Annotated in this window: 13 protein-coding genes; 8 read left to right on the forward strand and 5 right to left on the reverse strand. The window is 43.2% G+C overall.

Annotated elements, in window-relative coordinates; translation table 11 throughout:
* Nucleotides 1–59 precede the first annotated feature (59 nt).
* From HMPREF1534_RS02730 to cysS, 5 genes are all read left to right on the forward strand, one after another.
* A complete protein-coding gene (locus HMPREF1534_RS02730) occupies nucleotides 60–332 on the forward strand; it encodes an HU family DNA-binding protein (protein WP_005944059.1) in 273 nt (90 codons plus the stop codon).
* An 83-nt stretch (nucleotides 333–415) separates the two neighbouring features.
* Nucleotides 416–3,655: a glycoside hydrolase family 2 TIM barrel-domain containing protein gene (locus HMPREF1534_RS02725; protein WP_005944060.1), complete on the forward strand. Its 3,240-nt coding sequence runs from the start codon at nucleotides 416–418 to the stop codon at nucleotides 3,653–3,655.
* A gap of 808 nt (nucleotides 3,656–4,463) precedes the next feature.
* On the forward strand, nucleotides 4,464–5,510 hold the full coding sequence (mnmA, locus tag HMPREF1534_RS02720; protein ID WP_026231459.1) for a tRNA 2-thiouridine(34) synthase MnmA: 1,047 nt from the start codon (nucleotides 4,464–4,466) through the stop codon (nucleotides 5,508–5,510).
* Between the two features lie 209 nt (nucleotides 5,511–5,719).
* Nucleotides 5,720–6,706, forward strand: a complete 987-nt coding sequence (locus HMPREF1534_RS02715; RefSeq protein WP_005944064.1) for a PD-(D/E)XK nuclease family transposase — start codon at nucleotides 5,720–5,722, stop codon at nucleotides 6,704–6,706.
* 328 nt (nucleotides 6,707–7,034) lie between these two features.
* Nucleotides 7,035–8,516, forward strand: coding sequence for a cysteine--tRNA ligase (cysS, locus tag HMPREF1534_RS02710; RefSeq protein ID WP_005944066.1), 1,482 nt, complete (start codon nucleotides 7,035–7,037; stop codon nucleotides 8,514–8,516).
* Nucleotides 8,517–8,700: 184 nt separating this feature from the next.
* On the opposite strand, the gene HMPREF1534_RS02705 is transcribed toward cysS, so the two are convergent.
* Nucleotides 8,701–10,866, reverse strand: coding sequence for a family 20 glycosylhydrolase (locus HMPREF1534_RS02705; protein WP_005944068.1), 2,166 nt, complete (start codon nucleotides 10,864–10,866; stop codon nucleotides 8,701–8,703).
* A 314-nt stretch (nucleotides 10,867–11,180) separates the two neighbouring features.
* Here HMPREF1534_RS02705 and HMPREF1534_RS02700 point away from each other — a divergent pair, with 314 nt between their 5' ends.
* Nucleotides 11,181–12,005 (forward strand): hypothetical protein, encoded by an 825-nt coding sequence (locus tag HMPREF1534_RS02700; RefSeq protein ID WP_005944072.1) that lies wholly within the window; start codon nucleotides 11,181–11,183, stop codon nucleotides 12,003–12,005.
* An 85-nt stretch (nucleotides 12,006–12,090) separates the two neighbouring features.
* Here the strand turns inward: HMPREF1534_RS02700 and HMPREF1534_RS02695 are convergent, their stop codons facing one another.
* Genes HMPREF1534_RS02695 through HMPREF1534_RS02685 form a run of 3 tightly spaced genes read right to left on the reverse strand, consistent with a single transcriptional unit; the run spans nucleotide 12,091 to nucleotide 16,332 of the window.
* Nucleotides 12,091–12,903, reverse strand: a complete 813-nt coding sequence (locus tag HMPREF1534_RS02695) for a DUF3108 domain-containing protein (RefSeq protein WP_005944074.1) — start codon at nucleotides 12,901–12,903, stop codon at nucleotides 12,091–12,093.
* Entirely contained in the window at nucleotides 12,900–14,822 is a 1,923-nt protein-coding gene (locus tag HMPREF1534_RS02690; protein WP_025066773.1) for an Ig-like domain-containing protein, read from the reverse strand. The genes HMPREF1534_RS02695 and HMPREF1534_RS02690 overlap by 4 nt, the downstream gene beginning before the upstream one ends.
* A gap of 4 nt (nucleotides 14,823–14,826) precedes the next feature.
* Nucleotides 14,827–16,332, reverse strand: coding sequence for a GH3 auxin-responsive promoter family protein (locus HMPREF1534_RS02685; RefSeq protein WP_005944078.1), 1,506 nt, complete (start codon nucleotides 16,330–16,332; stop codon nucleotides 14,827–14,829).
* 146 nt (nucleotides 16,333–16,478) lie between these two features.
* Between HMPREF1534_RS02685 and HMPREF1534_RS02680 the strand changes: the two genes are divergently transcribed.
* Entirely contained in the window at nucleotides 16,479–17,489 is a 1,011-nt protein-coding gene (locus tag HMPREF1534_RS02680) for an ATP-dependent 6-phosphofructokinase (protein ID WP_005944081.1), read from the forward strand.
* On the opposite strand, the gene HMPREF1534_RS02675 is transcribed toward HMPREF1534_RS02680, so the two are convergent.
* Nucleotides 17,486–21,574: a hybrid sensor histidine kinase/response regulator transcription factor gene (locus tag HMPREF1534_RS02675; protein WP_005944083.1), complete on the reverse strand. Its 4,089-nt coding sequence runs from the start codon at nucleotides 21,572–21,574 to the stop codon at nucleotides 17,486–17,488. The genes HMPREF1534_RS02680 and HMPREF1534_RS02675 overlap by 4 nt on opposite strands.
* A 184-nt stretch (nucleotides 21,575–21,758) precedes the next feature.
* Between HMPREF1534_RS02675 and HMPREF1534_RS02670 the strand changes: the two genes are divergently transcribed.
* On the forward strand, nucleotides 21,759–24,926 hold the full coding sequence (locus HMPREF1534_RS02670; RefSeq protein WP_005944085.1) for a SusC/RagA family TonB-linked outer membrane protein: 3,168 nt from the start codon (nucleotides 21,759–21,761) through the stop codon (nucleotides 24,924–24,926).

A 24,926-nucleotide genomic window follows, 5' to 3' on the forward strand; every position in this document is an offset into this window, starting at 1 on the left:
TATTTGTCCTTGATTTTGAAATTTCTTTTGTATTACATTAATAATTAATCGTTTTCATTATGAATAAGGCAGATCTAATCAGCGCAGTAGCCGCTGAATCAGGCTTGAGCAAAGCCGATGCAAAGAAAGCTGTTGAAGGAGTAGTTTCAGCAGTTTCAAATGCTCTGAAGAGTGGTGACAAAGTATCATTAGTTGGTTTTGGTACTTTCTCGGTTGTAGAAAAAGCAGAAAGAATGGGTATCAACCCGGCGACCAAAGAATCTATCACCATTAAAGCAAAAAAAGCAATCAAATTCAAGGCTGGTGCTGAATTATCGGAAGAAATCCAATAAATTGCTTATTTTAATAAAATGTAAAGGACTTAAGAGAGGGGCGCCGGCAATAGCGCCCTTTTTCTTTAAACAACTGATAATCTATGAATATTACGAAAACAACCTTATTGAGATACCTCATTGGCACAGTTGTCTGTGCATTCTCAGCACAAACCATCAGTGCAGAAGGGACCAAGCTTCCTTATTGGAAAGATATCCAAACCGTAGCAGTAAACAAAGAAGCTCCCCGCACGGCTTTCATGTCATACGATAACTCGGGACAGGCACTGACCGGCAAATACGAAAACAGCCCTTATTACAAATTACTGAACGGAAAGTGGAACTTCTACTACGTAGATGCCTACAAAGATTTACCTGCCAACATCGAACAGCCCGGCGCCGACATTACATGGAAAGAAATCAATGTACCCGGCAACTGGGAGGTACAAGGATATGGAACAGCCATCTATACCAATCAGCCATACGACTTCCAGCCCAGCAACCCGCAACCTCCGCATTTGCCCGAGGCCAATCCGGTAGGTGTTTATCAGCGAGACATCGAGATTCCCTCCAATTGGGACGGACGTGATATATACCTCCGCCTGGAAGGAGCTAAATCAGGCGTTTATGTATACCTCAACGGAAAAGAAGTCGGATATAGCGAAGACTCTAAGAATCCGGCAGAGTTTCTGATTAACAAATATCTGCAACCGGGCAAGAACTCATTGGTAGTAAAATGCTTCCGCTACAGCACCGGTTCTTATCTGGAGTGTCAGGACTTTTGGCGCCTGAGCGGAATCGAAAGAGATGTATTCTTGTTCTCACAGCCCAAGACTGCCGTTCAGGACTTTGAAGTAGTCTCTACCCTCGACGATACCTATAAGAACGGTATCTTCAAACTGGACGTGAATGTGACCAACCATACCGCCGCCAACAAGAACGTAACCGTAACTTACGAGTTGCTGGATGCCGACAAGAAAGTTGTTACCTCTGCCGAGACACCTTGCAATGTAAGTGCAGACGGAAAAAATACCGTTACTTTCAATGCTTCATTAAACAATGTAAAGACTTGGACTTCCGAACAGCCCAACCTTTATAAATTATTGATTTCTTTAAAAGAAGATGGAAAAATAACAGAAGTTATTCCGTTCAATGTCGGCTTCCGTCGCTTTGAAATCAAACCGATTGACCAAATTGCAGGAAACGGCAAGCCTTATATCTGCTTCTTTGTCAATGGCCAGCCGTTAAAGATGAAGGGTGTGAACATTCACGAGCACAACGAAGCAACCGGTCACTATGTTCCCGAAGAACTGATGCGCAAAGACTTTGAACTGATGAAGCAACACAATATCAATACCGTTCGTCTGTGCCACTATCCGCAAGACCGCAAGTTCTATGAGCTTTGTGACGAATATGGTCTCTATGTATACGATGAAGCCAATATTGAAAGCCACGGCATGAAATACGACCTCCGCAAAGGCGGTACATTAGGCAACAACCCCGAATGGTTGAAACCTCACATGGACCGCACCATCAATATGTATGAACGCAATAAGAACTACCCGTCTTTAACCTTCTGGTCATTGGGTAATGAAGCCGGAAACGGATATAATTTCTATCAAACTTACCTTTGGGTGAAAGACCGTGAAACCAAAGGCATGAACCGCCCTGTGAACTACGAACGCGCACAATGGGAATGGAATACCGATATGTTCGTTCCTCAGTATCCCGGTGCAAGCTGGTTTGAATCCATTGGCAAAGAAGGCAGTGACCGTCCTATCATGCCATCCGAATACGCACACGCCATGGGCAACTCCACCGGCGGTCTGTGGGCACAGTGGCAAGCCATTTACAAATATCCCAATCTGCAGGGCGGATATATTTGGGACTGGGTGGACCAAGGCATTCTGCAGAAAGATGAAAACGGACGTCCGTTCTGGGCATACGGCGGCGATTTCGGAAAAGACGCACCCAGCGACGGCAACTTCCTCTGCAACGGTATCGTCAGTCCCGACCGCACTCCGCATCCTGCCATGGCAGAAGTGAAATATGCTTATCAGAATGTAGGCTTCGAGATGACCGATGCGGCACAAGGCAAGTTCCTTATCACCAACCGTTTCTACTTCACCAACCTGAAGAAGTATATGATTGTGTATGAGCTGAAAGCCAACGACAAGATTATAAGAAGCGGAAAAGTCTCGTTAGACATTGCTCCGCAGGCCTCCAAAGAATTCACGGTCAACGTAAACGGTTTGAAAGCCAAGAAAGATACCGAATATTTCGTCAATTTCCATGTCATTGCCGTCGAACCTGAAATCCTGATTCCGGCAGGTCACGAAATTGCACGTGACCAATTCCAATTGCCTATCGAGCCTTTGAAAGACGAGTTCATGGCAGGCAAGGGAATGAAAGCAGTGAAGAACGGAGACGAGATGGTAGTTTCGGGCAGCGGAATGCAATTTGTCCTGAACGAAAAGAGTGGCATCGTTACCTCTTATAAAGTAAACGGCACCGAATACTTCAAAGACGGCTTCGGCATTCAACCCAACTTCTGGCGTGCACCGAATGACAATGATTACGGTAACGGCGAGCCCAAGCGCACCCACGTGTGGAAACAATCGAGCAAGGACTTCAAGGTAGCCCATACTTCCTTTGCCGACAACACCCTGAGCGTGACTTACGCATTGCCTGCCGGCAACCAATACATTGTAAATTACACCTTTGGCAAGAACGGCAGCCTACATGTAGGTTGTGACTTCAAGGCAGCAGACATCAAAGCAGAAGTACCTCGTATCGGTGTACGTTTCCGTCTGCCGGCAGAAATGAACCAAGTTGCCTACTTCGGCCGTGGCCCTGAAGAAAACTACATCGACCGCAAGGCAGGAACCATCGTCGACCTCTATAAAACAACAGCCGATGATATGTACTTCCCCTATGTTCGTCCGCAAGAAAACGGCCATCACGTCGATACCCGTTGGGTAGCATTAAGCAAAAAAGGCGGCAAAGGGTTGCGCATCACAGCCGACAAGACTTTCGGGTTCAATGCCTTGCGTAACTCAGTAGAAGATTTTGATTCGGAAGAAGCCACTAATCGTCCGCGCCAATGGAACAATTTCTCGGCCGAAGAAATTGCCAATCGCAGCGAAGCTAAGGCAAAAAATGTTCTCCGCCGCCAAACTCATATCAATGACATTACTCCGCGTGATTTCGTAGAGGTATGCATAGATATGCAGCAACAAGGCGTAGGCGGTTATGACAGCTGGGGAGCATGGCCCGAAAAATGGGCTTTGATTAACCCGAACCAGTCTTATAGCTGGGGCTTCACTATCACTCCGCTAAAATAATTTTTCAAACTCTGCCATGGGATATTGGAAAGCCCCCCATGGCAGGGTTTTATATATTCTCCTTTCCTTAAAGTTCCCATATCATCCGGATCATTTCTCCCTTCCTCCTTTCATCAGCCGTTGAGACGCCCTGTTGATGGGAGTTTCGGTAGTGAATGGGCATCGTTTCATCACCCTTTCAACCTCCCTTCATTTATAAAATTTCTCCCGGCGGAACAAGTACTGAAGGCAGATTGTGAAGGGACTTGGGAAGCGCGGCTGAAACAGGGATGAGGGGATGTCCTTTCATTATTAATCACTTGATAATCAATGTATTTTAATTAAAATGTAAGGATGAACGGAAAAGAAGGAATAACCGACTTAGTGAGGGGGGGGATGATCCTGTCTGCCCTACATGAAAAAGATGCCGAGCTTTTTTAAAAAGGTGCTGAAGTTTTTAAGAAACATACCGAGCTTTTTTGAAAACCTCAAGGTCTTTTTGCACACGCCAAACTACATACGGTGGCATAAGCCTGCACATATATACACGTAAGCCTACACGTATATACGCATCGGGCTACACGTACGTACGCATAAGCCTACGCATATATATATCATCCGATTAACGTTTTTTCATCCTATTCTCTTTGTCAGACAAGCCATTCGATATTGCTTCTTCACGGCCGTGAAGAACTCTAACCACGACCGTGGTTAACATTAGCCACGTCTGTGGTTAAGTTTAACCACAGACGTGGAGAAGTAATATTGAACTAAAATGACTGAATGCAGGATATAAAAGAACTCATTTTGATTTCGTATATTTGCCCCAATGAAGCCAAACAATAAAGTTCTACTGGGGATGAGTGGGGGAACGGACAGTTCCGTTGCCGCCTTACTGTTACAGGATGCCGGATACGAAGTGACCGGTGTCACTTTTCGTTTTTATGAAAAAGAAGGAGATACGGAATATTTGGATGACGCACGGACTTTATGTGAACGACTGAAAATCAAGCATATCTCCTACGACGTTCGCAATATGTTCCGAGAGACAATCATTGATTATTTTATCCGCGAATACATGGCCGGACATACCCCTGTGCCCTGCACGCTCTGTAACAATAACCTCAAATGGCCACTTCTGCAACAGCTGGCCGATGAATTGGGCATCTATCATTTTGCTACCGGTCACTATGTCCGCAAACGTTTCATCGACGGATTTTACCACATCACTGCCGGAGCAGACCCTGACAAAGACCAGTCGTTCTTTTTATGGGGGCTTCCACAAGATATTCTGCAACGGATGTTGCTCCCTATGGGTGAACTCACCAAAATCCGGGTTCGGGAAATTGCGGAAGAACGAGGTTTTTTAAAAGCTGCCCATAAACGTGACAGTCTGGGCGTTTGTTTTTGCCCGATGGACTATCGCACGTTTTTACGCCGCGAACTACCGGAGAACAGCATCCGCCCCGGAAAATTCTTCGATGAAACGGGAAACTTCATTGCATATCACGAAGGATATCCTTTCTATACCATCGGCCAACGACGGGGGCTGGGAATCGATTTAAATCGTGCTGTCTTTGTAAAAGAGATATTTCCCGAAGAAAATAAAGTGATATTGAGTAATTTAAAAGCGTTGGAAAAAACAGAAATGACATTGAAAGACTGGAATATCACAAATCCTGACGCATTGCTCTGCAAGGACGATGTGATTGTGAAAATACGCTATCGCAAACAAGCCAATCGCTGCACAGTGACGCTGCAAGCGGACAATACACTCCATGTGCAATTGCACGAGCCGCTCACCGCCATTGCTACCGGACAGGCAGCCGCTTTTTATCGGGAAGACGTGGTGTTGGGAGGGGGAATTATCCAATAGGAGAAAAAGAAAGTTGATAAAAGCAACCTTCACACAAAAGCCCTATGAGCAGGACGTTTCAGCACTTGTTATGTGTGAAAGGAGAGTAAGACAGAAAGGTCGTTAGATTCTGAATATCAGCCGGAATTGCAATATCGGAAAAATAAAGCACATATCTTTTGGGTGTTCCCGAAAGTATGCGTACTTTTGATTTCAAATAAAAAATGAATATGTCACGATTCGTCAATCCCTTTACCGACCTGGGGTTTAAGGTCATCTTCGGGCAACCTGCCAGTAAAGGGCTGCTCATCACCCTGCTGAATGAGTTGCTTGCGGGCGAACATCATATAGAGGATCTTTGTTTCCTTGACAAGGAAGACCATGCGGACAATGTGCATGACAAAGGCATCATTTATGACCTCTATTGTCGCACGGACAGTGGCGAGTATATCATTGTAGAGATGCAAAATCGTTGGCACAGCCATTTTCTGGACCGTACATTGTATTATGTATGCCGTGCCGTAGGCAGGCTGACCGAGCTTCCGCCTCCCGATACAATAAAGATACCCGTCGAGAAGGATACGGACGGCATGGTATGTGAAAGTAGTGTCCCGTATGGCTCCCGTTATAGACTGAGTACCGTATACGGCATCTTCCTGATGAATTTCAAGGAGGACGGACTGGATAAGAAATTCCGTACGGATATAGTGCTCGCCGACAGGGATACGGGACGAGTGGTCAACCCCCATCTACGCCAAATTTATCTGCAATTCCCTTATTTCAATAAGGAACTTGCTGAATGTGAGACATTGTATGAGAAATTAATGTATGCATTGAAGAATATGAATGACTGGAACAGAATGCCGGATGCACTGAAGGAACAAGTGTTTAAATACTTGGACCAATTGGCTGCTGTTGCCAATTTATCGGAAGAAAACAGAATAGCTTATGACAAAGCAGTGGATCGCTATCGGGTAAGCCGGATAGTGGAAGAAGACATTCGTAGGGAAGCTACAGAAGAAGGACTGAAAGAAGGACGAGAAAAAGGACGAGAAGAAGGAATGAAAAAAGGACGAGAAGAAGAACGACTTTCAAATGCACTGAAAATGAAAGCAAAAGGACTGGACTATGAAACCATTTCCGACATTACAGGCTTATCCATTCAGGAAATCGAAAAATTGGGAATTGACGACAGAAGAGACGAAGGGAAGTTGTAAATCTCAACAAAAGGGAGTGCGCCAAAACTAAACCGGCCTATCCAGTTTCAGCTGTAGAGGCAGGGGTTGCCTGCCCGAAGACACAAAGCAAACCGTTTTCGGGCGAGCAAACCTCACTCCTACGAACGAAACGACAGCATTATCCACGTTTTGACACAACCCCAACTCTAATTAAAAAAGTTGACCAATCATGCCGAAAAGAAACCTGCATAGCAAACTGTTCATGCAGTATCCTCTCATATTGTAATGCCAAATCCGTTTTTTTTGTTAATTGTTTGCCTATTCCACACATTAAATTTATACCTTTGCATTTCTAATTGGATGAATTATGGAAAATAAACTAACCATTTACAATACATTAAGTCGCAGAAAGGAACTTTTTGTTCCGCTTCACGCGCCTCATGTAGGCATGTATGTGTGTGGCCCTACGGTATACGGCGATGCCCATCTGGGACATGCCCGTCCGGCCATCACCTTCGATATCTTGTTCCGTTATCTCACCCATCTGGGATACAAAGTGCGCTATGTGAGAAATATCACCGATGTAGGTCATTTGGAACATGATGCCGATGAAGGTGAAGACAAGATTGCAAAAAAAGCACGTCTTGAACAATTGGAACCGATGGAAGTGGTACAATATTACCTGAACCGTTACCACAAAGCAATGGAAGCCCTCAATGTACTTCCGCCCAGCATCGAGCCGCATGCTTCGGGACATATCATCGAGCAAATCCGCCTGGTGGAAGAAATCATGAAAAACGGATATGCTTACGAAAGTGAAGGTTCCGTGTATTTTGATGTAGCAAAATACAACAAGGATCATCATTACGGCAAACTATCGGGACGTAACCTGGACGATGTGCTGAATACCACCCGCGAACTGGACGGACAAAGCGAAAAGCATAATCCTGCCGACTTCGCTCTGTGGAAAGCAGCTCAACCGGAACATATCATGCGCTGGCCAAGCCCATGGAGCAACGGTTTCCCCGGATGGCACTGCGAATGCACTGCTATGGGCAAGAAATACCTGGGTGAACATTTCGACATTCACGGTGGAGGCATGGACTTGATTTTCCCACACCACGAATGTGAAATTGCACAGAGTGTGGCTTCGCAGGGAGACGATATGGTTCACTACTGGATGCACAATAACATGATTACCATCAATGGACAGAAGATGGGCAAGAGTTATGGCAACTTTATTAACCTGAGCGAGTTCTTTGAAGGCTCACACAAGTTGCTGACACAGGCATATAGTCCGATGACCATCCGTTTCTTCATCCTTCAGGCACACTATCGCAGCACGGTGGACTTCAGCAACGAAGCCCTGCAAGCTGCCGAAAAGGGATTGCAACGTCTGCAAGAAGCCGTAAAAGGGTTGGAACGCATCACTCCGGGTAAACAGACTACCGGTATAGACGGTATAAAAGAACTTCGTGCCAAATGCTATGAAGCGATGAATGATGACCTCAACTCACCGATTGTCATCGCTCATCTGTTTGACGGTGCACGAATGATTAATACGGTTCTCGACAAGAAAGCGACTATTTCGGAAGAAGACTTGGAAGAACTGAAAAGCTTATTCCCTCTTTTCATGTACGAAATTCTCGGTCTGAAAGAAGAAACTGCCAACAACGAAGCACGCGAAGAGGCTTACGGCAAAGTGGTAGACATGTTGCTGGAACAACGCATGCAGGCAAAAGCCAACAAAGACTGGGCTACCAGCGACAAGATTCGCGACGAGCTGGCCGCTTTGGGCTTTGAAGTAAAAGATACAAAAGACGGATTTACCTGGAAACTGAACAAGTAAAGTTTATATCTATATGGGGGTGTATCAAAACTAAAATAGCCTGTCAAACCCTCAACTGTAGGGGCAGGCAAACCCTGCCCCTACTAGCAAAACAACAGCATTATCAACGTTTTGATACATCCCCATGCAATATGCTTACGCAATTTGAATTACTTATATTTCCGCTATTCCCATAAGTATCGACTCATCGAGCCGGAATCTCACAGTCAAGATATTCCAGCCCTTTCACTTCCGTATAATGGCAACCATCCCACAACACAGGCATACAACAAAACTGCCATTTACGCTGTCCGTTATCGCCTTTCCAATGCCCGAAGACCGTACGAACCAATATTTCGTTAACTCCTTTGCGCAACTTGATTTTCACAGGAGGACGGAAAAAATATCCTTCTTCCGTCAAAGGAACTTCAATACGCCCTTTCCCCCATCCTGTCCATGGGAGACTCTCAAAAGGCCAGCGAGAGGGTGGCAACACACGTATTCCATTCAGCCATACATCTCCTCCGCTAAAATCCCAACTGCCATGTTCCGGTGCACGCGCCGAACGATAACCTCCCGAGTGCCCCCACATTCCGTTCAACCCGAACATTAAATAAACCTCCTGGTTTTTCGGACTTTTGATACGCGTAAGCGCATAACAAGTTCCGTCTTTCTTACCTACCGATGAAGACATTACAGTCGGCAGAAAATCCAATCGATATTGGTTCCTATGCATGTTAAACATTGCGTAAAGGGTTCTGATTTGAATCTCGCCCCCATAAGCTACCGTATCATTCCAGGTGAGCGTATCTTTCCGAACGATATACTTCTCCTTAATCACCTTTTCGGGTTCAAAAGAAGTATCATTTATCCCATGATGATTGAAAGGTCCGATAAGCCTCCATTTCATTTCCGACTGTTTAACATAGGCAAACGGTATTGATTTAAAATACCGGTCACGATGATAAATAAGCCTATCTTCGAATTCATTAAAGGCTTCCCATGCTTTTGTACCTTTTGCCGGAAGATTAGCCACTAAATCACGCCTTTTTTCACGGCTTCCCCTCCAAATACGTTCGGAGAAAGTCAACATGGTAGGATAAAAAGGATATTGCAGAAGAATACGTTCATCAGAGCTGATTACCCCATCTGTCCATACACACATCTCACTTCCTAAAGCCTTACCCCCAGCTTGCGGAACTTCACACGGGTACTGAAAAAATGTCTGCAAAACTCCTCCTTGCGAATCCATCCAATCCATATAAAAGCCATTGCAATCGATATACGGCGCCGACTTATCGAGCGAATAGCCCGCTTCATACTCTCCCCAACACATACGAGCAGCATTACTGTCAGGTGCATAGCCCGGATACCAGACAACAACCTGCTTTCCTTTGCTGCGTACATATCGAATCATTTCAGGCATAAACTCTTTCATTTTAAAATGAACTTCATCCGACCCAATGTGAAAAAGAGAATCTTTGAATAATGGAATTATTTCATCCAAAGCTTCTTTCAACACTTGCATGCCTTCGGGCGTCTGCATATCTTTACCGATAGCTTTCCGGAAAGCCGCACTATGTCCCGGCATATCAATTTCGGGAATCACACGAATATTCAACGAATCACAAAAATCGCATATTGATTTTATATCCTCTTGTGTATAGAACTTCCCGGGTTGTCTGGTAGGCCAGAAAGAGGTTTCCACCGTCAGTTCCGGATATTTTTTAACCTCCACCCGCCACCCCGGATCATCACTCAGATGCAGATGCAGAACATTTATTTTATAATGCGACAACCTCCGTACCACAGACTTGAGAAACGGGACAGACATATAATTCCGCCCCACATCCAACATTAATCCTCTGACCGGAAATGCCGGCGCGTCTTTTATCCGGCAATAAGGCATACTATACTTTTTATTATCTTTACGTATCAGCTGACGGACAGTCTGTAGCGCATTGAAAAAACCGGAAAACTCCCCTGCAGAGATTTCCACTCCTTTCTCAGATACAATTAAAGTATAACCTTCTTTACTTTCCGCACTCGACAAAGGGGAGTTTATCTGACGAAATGTCACTAAAGGTTGTTTACCGCGCGAGCCTGCATCCATTTGCCAAAAACGACGAACATCTCCAAACTCAGCCACAATACGTTCTTTATCCCGAAGACTTGCCATAGAAAGTTCGTCAATTCTCAAAGAAGAAAAGGCCAAATCACCTTTCAGTCTCACAATCTCTTTCGGATAAGGAATTAAGGCCACCGGCAAGTCTGCTTCGGGGGTAGGAAGCGACCAATCCCTCTGCCGGGCAACTAAAAAAGGATAGGCCAATAAACAACAAAAGATAGATAATACTATTCGTCTAATCATAAATCATTTTTAAGAATTTATTTATACTCATATTTTCAGTCAGGTAATCACAATGCCATTATTTCTCTTGACCCTTGGGGATAACAATCCAGAAACAAGCCCTCTCTCCCTTTTTAGAATCTACGCCTTTACTCCCATCTGCTCCACTATGCTTTTACAGATACAAGATAAACATTATATCAGTCACTCAATCATCTTATCTCAAAAATAACTCCCTTGATGGGTAATTTTAACCCTATTCGTTTGCAAATAAGCAACAATATTTTTAATTTCGTCATACAACTGCATTACAAACCCTACAAATCCATGACGTAATGAAAAACAAAGTCCTGTTAATTTGCCTGTCATTACTGATATCCTTAGGGGTATCCGCACAGAAATACACGATTTATATCGATGATTTCAATAGCGAGATCAAAATTCCCAATAAAGTTCTCAGCACCATTCGGAATGTTGTATTGGACGGTATACAACAAACAAATCGTGTGAATATCATTGATGCTGTTTCCGTAGGTGCCAACCTTAATTTGAGCCCATTGGAAGATGCACGCCGTTTTCGGGCAGACTATCTGCTACGCGGGAATATAGTGTCACGCGAAGCTACTGACGACGGAAGTTCACATCCTCGTTACCACAGCCGCGAGAACAGTTTTAAAGAGAAGTTTAAACTACAGTTGGACTTGATTCGTACCAGTGACGGAACCACTATCGGTACAAGGATTTACGAAGAAACCGGTTCGTCTTCGGGCAAAGATGCAAGTCAGTTTGCAGCACTGGAACATTCACTGTTGGGCATGTCATATGAAATGAGAAATTTTATAGAGAATTATTTTAAGGTTTATGGCAGTATCTTGAAACTTGCCGGTGATAATGGGAAAAAAGCCAAAACGGTTTATATCAACCTGGGATATGATGATCCCATAAAGGAAGGTCAACGGTTTGATGTAATGGAAGATGGTATGATTGACGGTAATTATATGGAAGATAAAGTAGGAGAAGTGCGCATTGATAAAATCATGGGACCGAAAATTTCTCTATGTAAGGTTAATAAAGGAGGAGAGGATATCTTAAGGATAATCAATGAAGGGAAAATTACATTGAGACTGGTTTCCAGAAAAGCCAAACTCTTTGATGACTAAGACTACAGGCATTTCCAATACCCGTAGTGACAGGGATTGCCCGAATACACAAAGCAAACTCTTTTCGGGCGAGCAAACCTCGCCCCTACTTCTTCTCGACAATCGATGTCAACGGATGCCTGTTTCCTTTTATCTCTTTCAAGAATGCCTTGGCAGAGCCAAAGTTCAGATAAAGGTCCAGACGCACGGGTAAATGGTTTTTATCATCTGTGATATAAAAGGTAATCACCTCTTTCTCTTTTCCCTTTTTATATTCCACCAACGAAAAGACAAGGCAACGATATTTCACTCCGCCTTCTGCCTTAAATACTTTCTTTCCACGATAAATCAACGTCTGGTCTTCTATCTTAGTGCCGGTGGCCATCGGGAAAATAATCTTCTGCCCCACCGTGTAATCATCGACATCGAAAGAGCGTGCCTGCATCAGAATGCTCAACATATCAAACATACATCCTTCGCTTTCGTCACGCGCCCTCACCGTATCACGCCCCCGACGCATCCTGCGCTGATTGGCAATACATTTATCATCTTTATAGCTGAACCATACTTCGTCCACCGTATAACGGTCACCTTCCTCCGCCCCTTTACGGAAATAAAGAGGCTCCAACCGATTGGTCGTGATGCAAGTCAGCGTATCACGCATCTTGAAAAAGAAATCGACCATACCATTTGTGGCAGCCACCAAATTAGTGCGGAAACAAGGCTTACCCTGATAAGTCACTGCCTGCATATCCATTCGGGCAACACCGGCATCTTTCCAGATGAATTTCCAGTTGAACTTAAGGTCATAAGTCAACAGTTCGCCCGCTTGTATGGCTTCATTCTTTGCAGCACACTGCGCTCCCGCGGCACATATAGTGAACCAAGAACACAATAGTATGAATATAATCTTTTTCATCGGCCTAGTTTTCTAGCTCTTTCTTTGTTTCTGTCCTGTATCTTCTTCGTCTCTTCCGGCTTCTGCTTCTTTATTTCATCCAATTTCTGCTTTTCAACCGGAACCGCATTGATATTCCAATTCTCCTCAAAGTCAAAGTTTGCCTTCATCTCCCATACTTTCGGGAAATAATAGACTTCTTCAGGCTGTAAGTGCTCCGAATACTTTCCGGTGTCCCAGACACCGTTGCCATTCCGGTCGTTGAACAGACGGATATAGAATTTCGTACCGGGATTGAGATAATAGAAATCCGCCGTATTCTGAGGAGTTATCCGTTGTTGGCGCAACACCTTTCCACTTCCGTCCAGTAACTCTACCACTGCTGTCGAATCGGCTCCGGTAATATTCAGCAAGATGGTTCCGTATTCATTCAGTTTCTTCACCTTCATGGTCTGTTTCACCTTGTTGGTATGCAGGCCATACACTCCCTTAAAGGCCATCGAGTCTATCGACAACTGATATTCCTTTTCGGGCTCCCACTCCGCCAATATCTCATACTTGCGAGGCAACACTGAATCCGAGACAAACAGAAACGGAATTTCTTCCCACAGGCTGTCTTTCTTTATTTCCATGTGAATGGCTGCCGTATCAATGCTCGCCACAGGCTCATCGAACGACAGATATACATTTCTATCAAGGTCGAAAGCAGAAGGAGCATCCACATTCAACGTAAGGAACTTGGTAGGCTCCGGTTCAATCTTTTCTCCTTTCTTTTCTTTCTTTTTGCGTTCCTTTTCCTTCTCTTCGGCTGCTTTCGCCTCCAGCTTCTCCCGCTCCGCACGAGTCAACTTATTTGCCAGAAAAAGCGTATCGGTCTGCGGAACAAGACGGTCCAACGTATCCGTTGCCAAGTAATCCATCTGAATTTCGAGCGTGTCCATCTGATATATCAACGAGTCTTTAATCCAATAGCAGATAGAGTCGTTGCGGTCGGTCTTCTCGATGATAAAAGCATCCCGTTCGTCAAAATTCAATCCTTTCAGTGTGGGAAGCGTATCCGCCCGCGCACTGAAAGTAAGAACAAAATGATTCTCTTTGTCACGTTCACTGCGAGTAAGGTATTGACGGTCATTCTCTTCCTTAAACGCTCTCAGGATAATATCATCCGGCAGGAAACGGGTATAACCCACACTTTTGATGGTATCGATGGTCAGTGAGTCCTTCCAAATCGTATCCTGACGCATGGCATCCTCCATGGCAGGTATAATAATGGAATCGCTGAAAGCAATCATCTCGGTCTTGGAATCGAATAAGTAGTTCTGATTACCATCCATTAAGGCATAGATACGATATTTGCCGGGTGCAATACCGCGAATGGAAAAGTGTCCGCGACTGTCGGTACGGGATACCCGGTCGAATGGTTTCTTCATAAAAGCACTGTCACTCAAGTCAGAGTGCAGACCTACCTGAATATTCTTCACCGGCTCCAAGTCTGAAGCACTGAGCACTGTCCCCGATACTTCCATTGTATCAATAGTCGTACCGGTGGAAAAGGTAAAGGCATAATTACCTAGTGGATTACCCTCGTTGTTGTCAACAATAGCATCCGCGAAGTCAATAGTATAAGTAGTATTCGGTCTTAACGAATCCACCAGTCCTACCACTACTTTCCTCCCACTGGCTTTGATTTCAGGCTGTTCCAACTGGGGAGGAGATACAACCACTTTCTCCGCAGCCTTTTCCAGCTTGATAAATTCATCAAATTCAATAGTTACTTTTTTCTCTTTACTATTGATGGCAAATGGTTTAGGAGTACTCCGGACAAACTTTGGCGGTTCTTCATCATATGGACCACCATCGGGGTTTCCCATGCTGGCGCATGAGTACACCACAATCATCAACATCAGCAAAGCAGGTAATTTATGTCTATTCCAATTCATTTCTTTACTTGTTCAAGCTTAGCATTTCTTCTATATATTCACGTGTATTGCTCAGCCTAGGTACTTTGTGTTGTCCTCCCAGCTTACCTTTCTCTTTCAACCAATCATGAAACAGGTTAGGACGGGCCACAATAATTTCCAACGGCTGCAAGGTAAGGTTTTTATGTCGTTTTGCTTCGTAATCAGAGTTAATTTCTTGTAAAGAGGTATCGAGTACCTTGCTAAATTTCTCTAAAGAGTCCGGCTTGACTGCAAATTCTATCAACCACTGATGACGGCATTTGGCATTGGCATCCATAAAAACAGGAGCAGCGGAGTAGTCTGTGATTTGTGCTCCGGTAGCGGCACACGCCTTTGCCAGTCCCTGTTCGGCATTGTCCACCATCAGTTCTTCACCAAAAGCATTAATGAAATGCTTGGTGCGGCCCGTGATGACAAACTTATAAGGATACTTGCTCGTGAACTTCACCGTATCGCCAATCATATAACGCCACAAACCGCAAGACGTACTGATAACCATTGCATAGTTCTTGTTCAGCTCCACGTCTGCCAAAGGAATGATATGAGGATTTTCGTTTTCTATCTCTTCCATCGGAATGAATTCATAGAATACCCCGTAGTCAATCATCAGCATCATGGCAGGGTCGTCGAAATCATTTTGCAATCCAAAGAAACCTTCACTGGCATTGTAAGTCTCCATGTAGTGCATTTTATCACTGCGGATAATCTGCTTGTATTGTTCGCGATAAGGGGTAAATGCCACTCCTCCATGAAAGAACACTTCCAGATTAGGCCATACCTCCGCCAGATTATCTGTGCCCTTGATTTCCATGATATGTCTGACAACAGCCAACATCCACGAAGGCACTCCCGACAGATTGGTCACATTCTTGTTCATTGTGCTACGCGCAATCTTTTCCACCTTTTCCTCAAAGTCACTCAACAATGCGATTTTCTTTTCGGGCACACGAATAAGGTTGACCAATGGATTGACATTCTCAATCAGAATGGCAGACAAGTCACCCACCAAACTCCGCTTCAGATTATAATTGGAAGCATGACTACCTCCCAAAATCAGCCCTTTTCCCGAAAAAAAACGGCTATCGGGATTTTGCTGCAAATAAAGCGCGACGGCATCCATACCGCCGGCATAATGGATATCGTGCAATCCTTCCTTGCTGACAGGAATAAACTTGCTCTTATCATTTGTCGTACCCGAAGACTTTGCAAACCAAATAACTTCACCCGGCCACAACACATTTTTTTCTCCCCGGCGCATGCGCTCCACGTATGGTTTTATTTCCTCATAAGTCTGCAAAGGAACACGTTGATAATCCTGATAACTCTTTATGTCTTTATAGCTATACTCCAATCCCCATTCCGTATTGGCAGCGTCTTTGATAAGACGTTTAAAGACCTTTGCCTGAATAGCTTCCGCTTGAGTGGCATACAATGCTGTAGCTGCCTGTCTGGGTTTGAATAGTGTACTAATTAGTTTGGTCGAATTCATTTCCGTTAATATACAATTCGTTATATCCTGCAAAATTAACCTTTTCTGTATTAATAAGCCTTATAACATTATTTTTTTTATAGATTTCTGCATTACTTTTATTTTTTCTTATCTTTACGCACGCTTACAACTTAACATCAGAGGCTATGAAGATAGGAATTTTGACATCAGGAGGAGACTGTCCCGGAATAAACGCCACTATCAGAGGAGTTTGTAAAACAGCCATAAATCACTACGGCATGGAAGTATTTGGAATCCGAAGCGGATTTCGAGGCTTACTGGACAACGATATAGAACCTTTGACAGAAAAATCGTTATCGGGTTTGCTTAATTTAGGAGGAACCATTCTTGGAACTTCACGTGAAAAACCATTTAAAAAGCGTCTGTCTGCCGCTTCCGAAGACAAACCGGCATTAATGTTGAAGAATATCCATGAACTGGGACTGGACTGCATTGTCTGTATCGGTGGAAATGGTACGCAAAAAACCGCTGCCAAATTAGCACAAGCGGGTGTCAATGTGGTATCTGTTCCTAAAACCATCGACAACGATGTATGGGGAACCGATGTTTCTTTCGGGTTCGATTCTGCCGTAACGATTGCAACCGATGCCATCGACCGTTTGCATTCGACTGCCAGTTCGCACCAGCGTGTCATGGTTATTGAAGTGATGGGACATAAAGCCGGATGGATTGCCCTTTACTCAGGCATGGCAGGCGGCGGTGATGTTATTCTCATCCCGGAACTACCCTATAATATCCACAACATCGGCAACACCATTATCGAAAGACTGAAAAAAGGAAAACCCTACTCCATCGTCGTTGTGGCAGAAGGTATCCAAACCATCAACGGCAAAAAAGCTGCCGAATACATAGCCGAAGAAATAGAATATGAAACCGGATTTGAGACCCGTGAAACTGTACTGGGATATATCCAACGTGGCGGCTCCCCCACTCCATACGACCGTAACCTTGCCACCCGAATGGGAGGACATGCCACAGAACTGATTGCTTCCGGACAATTCGGACGAATGGTTTCCTTGCAAGGAGCTCAGATAGGCTCTGTTTCTTTGAATGAGGTAGCCGGCAAATTAAAACTGGTAGACGAAAACCATGACCTGATTGTCCAAGGAAAACGAATGGGAATCTGTTTCGGCTAACTCCCTTGTATTTCAGGCTTATCAATATACTTGGATGGCGACACTCCGAATTGCTCAGTGAAATGTTTTCGGAGTGTGCGGGTGTCGCTATAACCTACCATTTCGGCTATTTCTTGAATGGAATATCTGTTCTCCATAATTAGAGAGGCAGCCTTGCTCATCCGTACACTCCGAATCATATCAATAGCAGCCAGCTCGCTACGTTGCTTTATTTTTCTATAAAGGGTAGGCTGACTCATATTCAATTGCTCCGCCAACATTTTTACATTAAAGTTCTCATTCGCCAGATTAGCTTCTATGACGTGAATAATTTGCTGTATAAAATCATCCGGAGCATTATTCCCATCCGTTTCCGGTTCACTTTCCTGCTGCCTCAACATCAACGTCTTTGTATATATCCTCTTCAGGCGTTCCCGCTGGAGTATCAGGTTCCGGACTTTTGCCTTCAATACCTCCGGATTGAAGGGTTTCATCATATAATCATCCACACCTATTTTTGAAGCCTGCAACACATCCGCATCCTCAGCCTTTGCCGTCAGCATCAAAATAGGGATATGTGCTGTCCGAGGCTGCTCACGCAATTCCCGGCAACAGGTAAACCCATCTTTTACAGGCATCATTATATCAGAAATAATCAAATCCGGAATTTTACTCATTGCCACATCAACCCCCTCTTCACCGTTTGCCGCCTCATATACAGCATAATCTTTACAGAATAAAGAACAGACATAGTGCCGGATTTCTTCATTGTCCTCAATAACAAGAAGAGATGTTTTTTTATTCGAAGGCTTGTCTTCCTGCCCTTCCGCCTGCATTACCGGTAACGGAAGAGCATATTCTTCCATCTCCGGAGCACCAACAATCTCATACCGGTCCTCTGCAAAATGTGCATTTCCCTCAGGAATCAATAATGTGAAAGTGCTACCCTTTCCGAGAGTACTGTCCAAAGTCACCGTGCCATGATGAAGATCCATCGTATTTTTAACAATACGCAAGCCTATGCCTACCTTATTAGAAAACAAAGGTATATTTTCTCCGGTAATAAATGATTCAAAGATCCTCCCCCGTAACTCTTCCGGTATTCCTTTACCTGTATCCGATATGATTATACTGCAAAATGAATATCCATCTATCTCGATACGGTTCATCTTAAAAATCACCTTTCCATTCGGAGATGTATACTTAAACGCATTAGATAATAAATTACGGATAGCCGAACTTATTTTTTCCACGTCTATCCATAGCAAAAGTGGCTCATTCAGCGATTCAACCGTAAAGTTAATCCCTTCTGTTTCTGCCAGTTCATGAAAAGAATCGGTTATCTGCCTTGCCAATACCACTATATCGACTTTCGAAATCCGGAGTTTAATCATACCTGCTTCAATCTTCTGCACATAAAGCAAATGATCGACCAATGTCTGCAAAGAGGTTCCATTGCGATACATGGCAGCCAGTTTAGTATAGACGGTGTCTGAAGGGCGGACGGTTCCTAACAACTCCTGCAGGGGAGATAAGATTAAAGTTAAAGGTGTACGCAACTCGTGAGCTGCATTCGTAAAGAAATTCTCGCGTTCCATCCGAATCTGCTTCTCCTTGTCACGCTCTACAGTAGCAGCAAATATCTCATGTTCCAAGCGCAACTCGTGCTCCAACCTCTTTTGCCGTAATTTAATACGCTGCATAACCATATAAATTATTATCCCTCCCAGCACCATCATACAGAAGCGGAAAAAGAAAGTTTCACTCCAATGAGGCAAAATCTCTACTCTCAACGAGGTTATTTTACTGTCTCTTTCATCCGGATAAATATTTTTCACCTCAAAAACATACTCCCCGACAGGGAGATTAGCATACGAAACTTTTTCCCCTCCGTTAGTCACAAGCCAATCAGACTGATAAGGACGAAGCCTGTAACTATACTTCTGCTGGCTTTCAGAATAAGAAAGGTTATTGAACGTCAGCGCAAAGTCACGATTCGCATGATTCAACCGGACAAAAGGCGTATAGAAAATACTTTGTGAAAGAATGGTCTGCCCATTGACCTCTCTTCCTATCTCTACAGGTTTATTATTTACCTCCAATCCGGTAATCACGACAGATTCGGAAGTAGTAAACGCTTTAATGTCATCGGGGTTAAAATAAGTAAGATTTTTATTATTTCCCCAAAACAGGACATCCTCCCAATGCAGGACAGAACGGTTACTGCCCGCAATGTAATAATTATAAAACAAATGCTGATGACGGCTATAACGGGAAATACCCGAATTAGAGCCCAACCAGATTTGCCCGTCCGCATCCTCAGTCATGCAACCAATAAAGTTACTGCACAATCCATCCCGGGTAGTATATACATGAGTTATCGCATCCTGTCCGGGAGAGAAAACTGCCAGACCGGTCATGTATCCGACATACAGATTGCCATTGGACGAAGCTAATAATGAACGAACGGAATTCTCAGCCATACCGTACTTCTTTTCATAGCCGGTCTGCAATTCATTTTCATTTATCACTTTACATATACCATAATTCGCAGTGCCCAGCCAAAGCGTATGATCATCGGTTTCAGCCATAGCACGAATATAAAGAGGAGACAAGTTCTGTAATCCGGATACTTTAAAATGTATCTTCTTACCCCTGTTCGTTTCACGGTCGAATAACCAAAGTCCTTTATGTGTACCAATCCAAAAACGACCTTTGCTATCAAGAAATAGGGCCCAGACAGATGATTTGTTAAGGCCACCATCTTCCGTGATCAATCGCAATATCTTGAATGAGCGTTCTTTTTTACAATAACAGGTCAATGAACCATCTAAATTTCCAAACCATAAATTTCCTTTCTCATCTTTCAGACTGCACAACACTGTCTGTCGTTTTTTCACATCTTGATCTCCCACTTGAAAGAAGTCTATTTTTTCCGAAGTATCAAACGCTGTCCGGCTCCGCATAATTCCTTTATGGTATGTTGCCAACCAAAGATAATGATCGTCATCCGCTACAATAGAACAAATCTCATTATGCCTGTCCTGATAAAAACAATTATAAAACTGCATACGCAAATCCGACCAGATAACTCCTCCACCATCCGTACCTATCCACAGAATACCATGTGAATCGTAATAAGCCGCAATCATCCTCGTTTCAAGATTGCGGTACATCAAAGAAGAAGTGTTACTATAAACTTCCGTCAATATCTCGTCCTGATTATTTTTATCTATTGTCATCACCGTATATCCATTCCACGTTACGGCCAGATATTTATTCTCATTTAATTTGATAACGCTGAAAACATCTGTATGAGAAAGTCTGTCGGATACCGGAGCCACATGATAAGTCAACTGCTTAATTTTCCCGGTTCGTTCATTATAATAAATAACCCCATGAGCAATTGTAGAAATCCATATCCGACCATCATCATACAAAACAGAATTTACAGACAGACTACCGGTACGCCCCAAGTCAATCACCCGAAAGGAATTCAGGTTTGTCGCATCCAACAAGATAATTCTACCTTTTTCATCAATCAGGCAGATACTTTTTTTATCCGAAGAATAAGTGATGGCAACCAAAAGATTATCCTGATTATCCCAGCCTGTATATTTTTCTTGAATCCGAAGTCGAAGCTCACCCTCTTTTGATGCGCACCGCTTCATTAAATGCAGCTCACTCCCGGAAATCACCCAAACCAACGAATCGTTCTTCTGCAACATCCCCCAAGATGGAATCCTCTTTTCCGAGGAAGAAACCACAGACAAAAACCGCTCTTTTTTCAAATCAAATGCAGAAAAGACACCATTATCCACAAATGCCAGCACCCCGTCAAAAACCTCCTTTAAGTTTGAGATACTAGGATAACTATTACTTTGTTCAAAATTCGTAATCTGCCTGCCGTCATAACGACTCAATCCGTTTCGGGTTCCAAACCAAACGAAACCTTCTTTATCCTTATAAACAGCAGATACGGTATTGTCGGCCAATCCGTTTTGCATATTGAGCAGATGCACGTCTTTTTCTAAAAAAGCATAACACACATCCGGCAGTAATATACATACTCCAATTATAACCAGTGATAAGATTTTAAGGTTCATATTTAATTCATTACCTATAGCAAAGGAATAAAATAAAAAAGAGATAGCAACAAAGATTCACGAAAAAATATAGAGATGCATTAAACATGCATGCTGAATGAAATGAACGTGTATTAAGCCACTTCACTGATTAACATACATTTGCAATGTATTAACCTAATGTCTAATTAAAAAATAGAGAAGCATGAAAAAAATCTCAATTCTATTTTTGATATTGCTTTGTAGCTGTACATTCCTGTACGCACAGCAATTCAGCATCACCGGTGTAGTCACGGATAAAAAGCTCAAAGAGCCTATTATCGGTGCCAGTGTCATTGTCAAAGGGACAACCAATGGAACGGTGACAGACCTTGATGGAAATTTCACATTACAAGTTTCAAAAGAAAATGTGTTGGTTATCTCTTTCATCGGATACATCACACAAGAAATTAAAGTCAATGAAAACCAATCTTCGTATAACATCCAAATGTCTGAAGACACACAAACGTTGGATGAGGTTGTCGTAGTCGGTTTTGGTACACAAAGAAAAGCTAATCTGACAGACGCTGTAGCTACAGTAGATACTAAAGTACTAGATTCCCGCCCCGTCAGTAACTTAGGCCAATCATTACAAGGTACTGTTCCCGGTTTAAATTTATCTGTTGGAGGATTAGGAGGACAATTAGGACAAACAATGAACGTAAACATTCGTGGAACAGGTACGATCTCTACAGGTTCTAAAGCTGCTACGTTAGTTTTAATTGACGGTATAGAAGGCAATATGAACAATCTGAATCCGGATGATGTAGAGTCTATCTCCGTATTAAAAGATGCAGCCGCCAGTTCTATTTATGGTTCACGCGCAGCATTCGGCGTGATTTTGATTACTACTAAAAAAGGTAAAGCAGGAAAAGCCAGTATCTCTTATTCCGGAAATGCCCGTTATGCCGGTCCTAACCATTTGCCGGATTTAATGAATTCCTATCAATTCGCTAATTATTTTAACGAAGGTAGTATTAACGGAGGAGGAAAAGCTATTTTTGATGAAGATACCATGGAACGTATCCAGCAATACATGAATGGTGAAATTACAACCAGCACTATTGCCAATGCAAATGGTAACTGGCAATTCCATGAAAAAGCCAATGACAATGTAAACTGGTACAAAACCCACTACAAATGGGCATGGTCTCAAGAGCATAACCTGAATATCAACGGAGGCAGTGATAAAAGCCAATATTATGTATCAGCCAACTATCTGGATCAAGACGGCAACCTGCGTTACGGAAATGATTCCTATGAACGTATTTCAACCAATGCAAAATTTAATGCACAGCCTTTTAAATGGTTGGATATAGAAGTCAATACTAAATATGTTTATACCAAATTAGACAACCCTCTTTACAGCGACATGAATGGCTTATTCTATCATGATGTGGCACGCCTATGGCCTACAATGCCGTTTAAAGATCCTAACGGTCACTATATGCGCAACGGAAAATTGGGACAACTTACGAATGGAAGCCGTTCCATTACCAGTAATAATAACGTTTATCTGCAAGGACAACTTGTTTTTCATCCTTTGAAAAACTGGAATATATATGCAAACGTAGGGTTACGCTTGATTGACCAAGTACAAAGACAGAATCTGAATAAAGTATACGAACACAATGTAGCCGGAGAAGCATTAGAGCTGGCATATGGTGGAGAATATGCAGTAGGACAAACCGGAGCCATGCAATATTGGACTAAAGCCAATCATTTAACAACCAGCTTATATAGTGATTATTCTTTTTCATTCGATGAACATCAATTCAAAGTAATGGCAGGAGTCAATACAGAAAAATACAACAACCGTTATCTTTCTGTGAAACGTATGGATCTCATTACCGAATCAGTACCCGAAATCGGCACTGCAACAGGCGAAGATAAAATAAATGAAGCCAGTGCTTACACTTGGGCTACAACGGGGTTCTTTGGACGTATTAACTATGATTACTCTAATAAATATTTTATTGCCGGTAACTTGCGCTATGACGGTTCTTCTCGTTTCCTCCGAAAAGACCGTTGGGGACTGTTCGGTTCGTTTTCTTTAGGCTGGAATATGGCGGCCGAAGATTTTTTCCCGGTAGATGAAAATATTATCAACCAATTAAAGCCTCGTGTATCCTGGGGTACACTAGGTAATCAAAATACGAATTCTTATTATCCCATGTATTTATTGCAAACAGTCAAGACCAATGGAGGAAGCTGGCTAATGGGAGACTCTAAACCAACAGTTGCCGGTATGCCCGGAACAATTAGCAGTTCATTGACTTGGGAAACAGTACAATCCTTAAATATTGGTTTTGATTTAGGAATGTTCAGAAATCGACTTAACGTAAATTTCGATTATTTTATCCGTAAGACATTGGATATGGTCGGTCCGGCTTCTGAAGTTGCTTCTATCTATGGCATCGGTATGCCGGCAAGCAATAACACAGACTTACGCACCAAAGGATGGGAAGTAGCCGCCAGTTGGCGTGACAGAATAGGACAAGTTAATTATAATATAGGCTTCAACATGGCAGATTCCCGCTCATTTGTCGACAAGTATCCCAACAAATCCAAATCACTCAGCACCTATTATAAAGATCAGGAATTAGGAGCCATTTGGGGATATGTAACTCATGGAATAGCTAAAAGCCAATCGGAAATGGACGAATGGACAAAAGATAACAACCCTTCATGGGGCTCAGGCTGGGGAGAAGGTGATATTATGTTCGAAGACCTTAATGGAGATAAAGTAATCAACGAAGGAGCTAATACAGTAGACGATCCGGGAGACCGCAAAATTATTGGTAACTCCACCCCACGTTTCAGATTTGGCTTAGATTTAGGAGTTGAATGGAAAGGTATCGACTTTAGTATGTTCTGGCAAGGAGTCGCAAAACGCGATTTATGGCTGGATGGTCCCATGTTTTGGGGAATCTCAGGAGGAGAATGGCAATCAACCGGCTTAAAAGAGCATTTGGATTATTATCGCCCAGAAAATACAACTTCTGTATTTGGTCCCAATACCAATGCTTATTTTCCCAAAATGTATATGAGCAAAGATATGAATCAAAAAGTACAAACGCGTTACTTGCAAAACGGTGCCTATGCCCGTTTAAAAAATATCCAACTAGGGTATACTTTCCCGACACAAATCATCAACAAACTACATATGCAGAAATTACGTGTATATGTCAGTGCCGAGAATGTATTGACTATCACCAGTCTACCTAGCGGTTTTGACCCAGAGACAACTTATTCAAATTATTCTGATGGAAACTCCGGCAAAACTTATCCACTGCAAACAACTATATCTTTTGGACTAAATGCAACATTCTAA

This window comes from Phocaeicola massiliensis B84634 = Timone 84634 = DSM 17679 = JCM 13223, assembly GCF_000382445.1.
In the GTDB taxonomy this organism is placed as follows: Bacteria; Bacteroidota; Bacteroidia; order Bacteroidales; family Bacteroidaceae; genus Phocaeicola; species Phocaeicola massiliensis.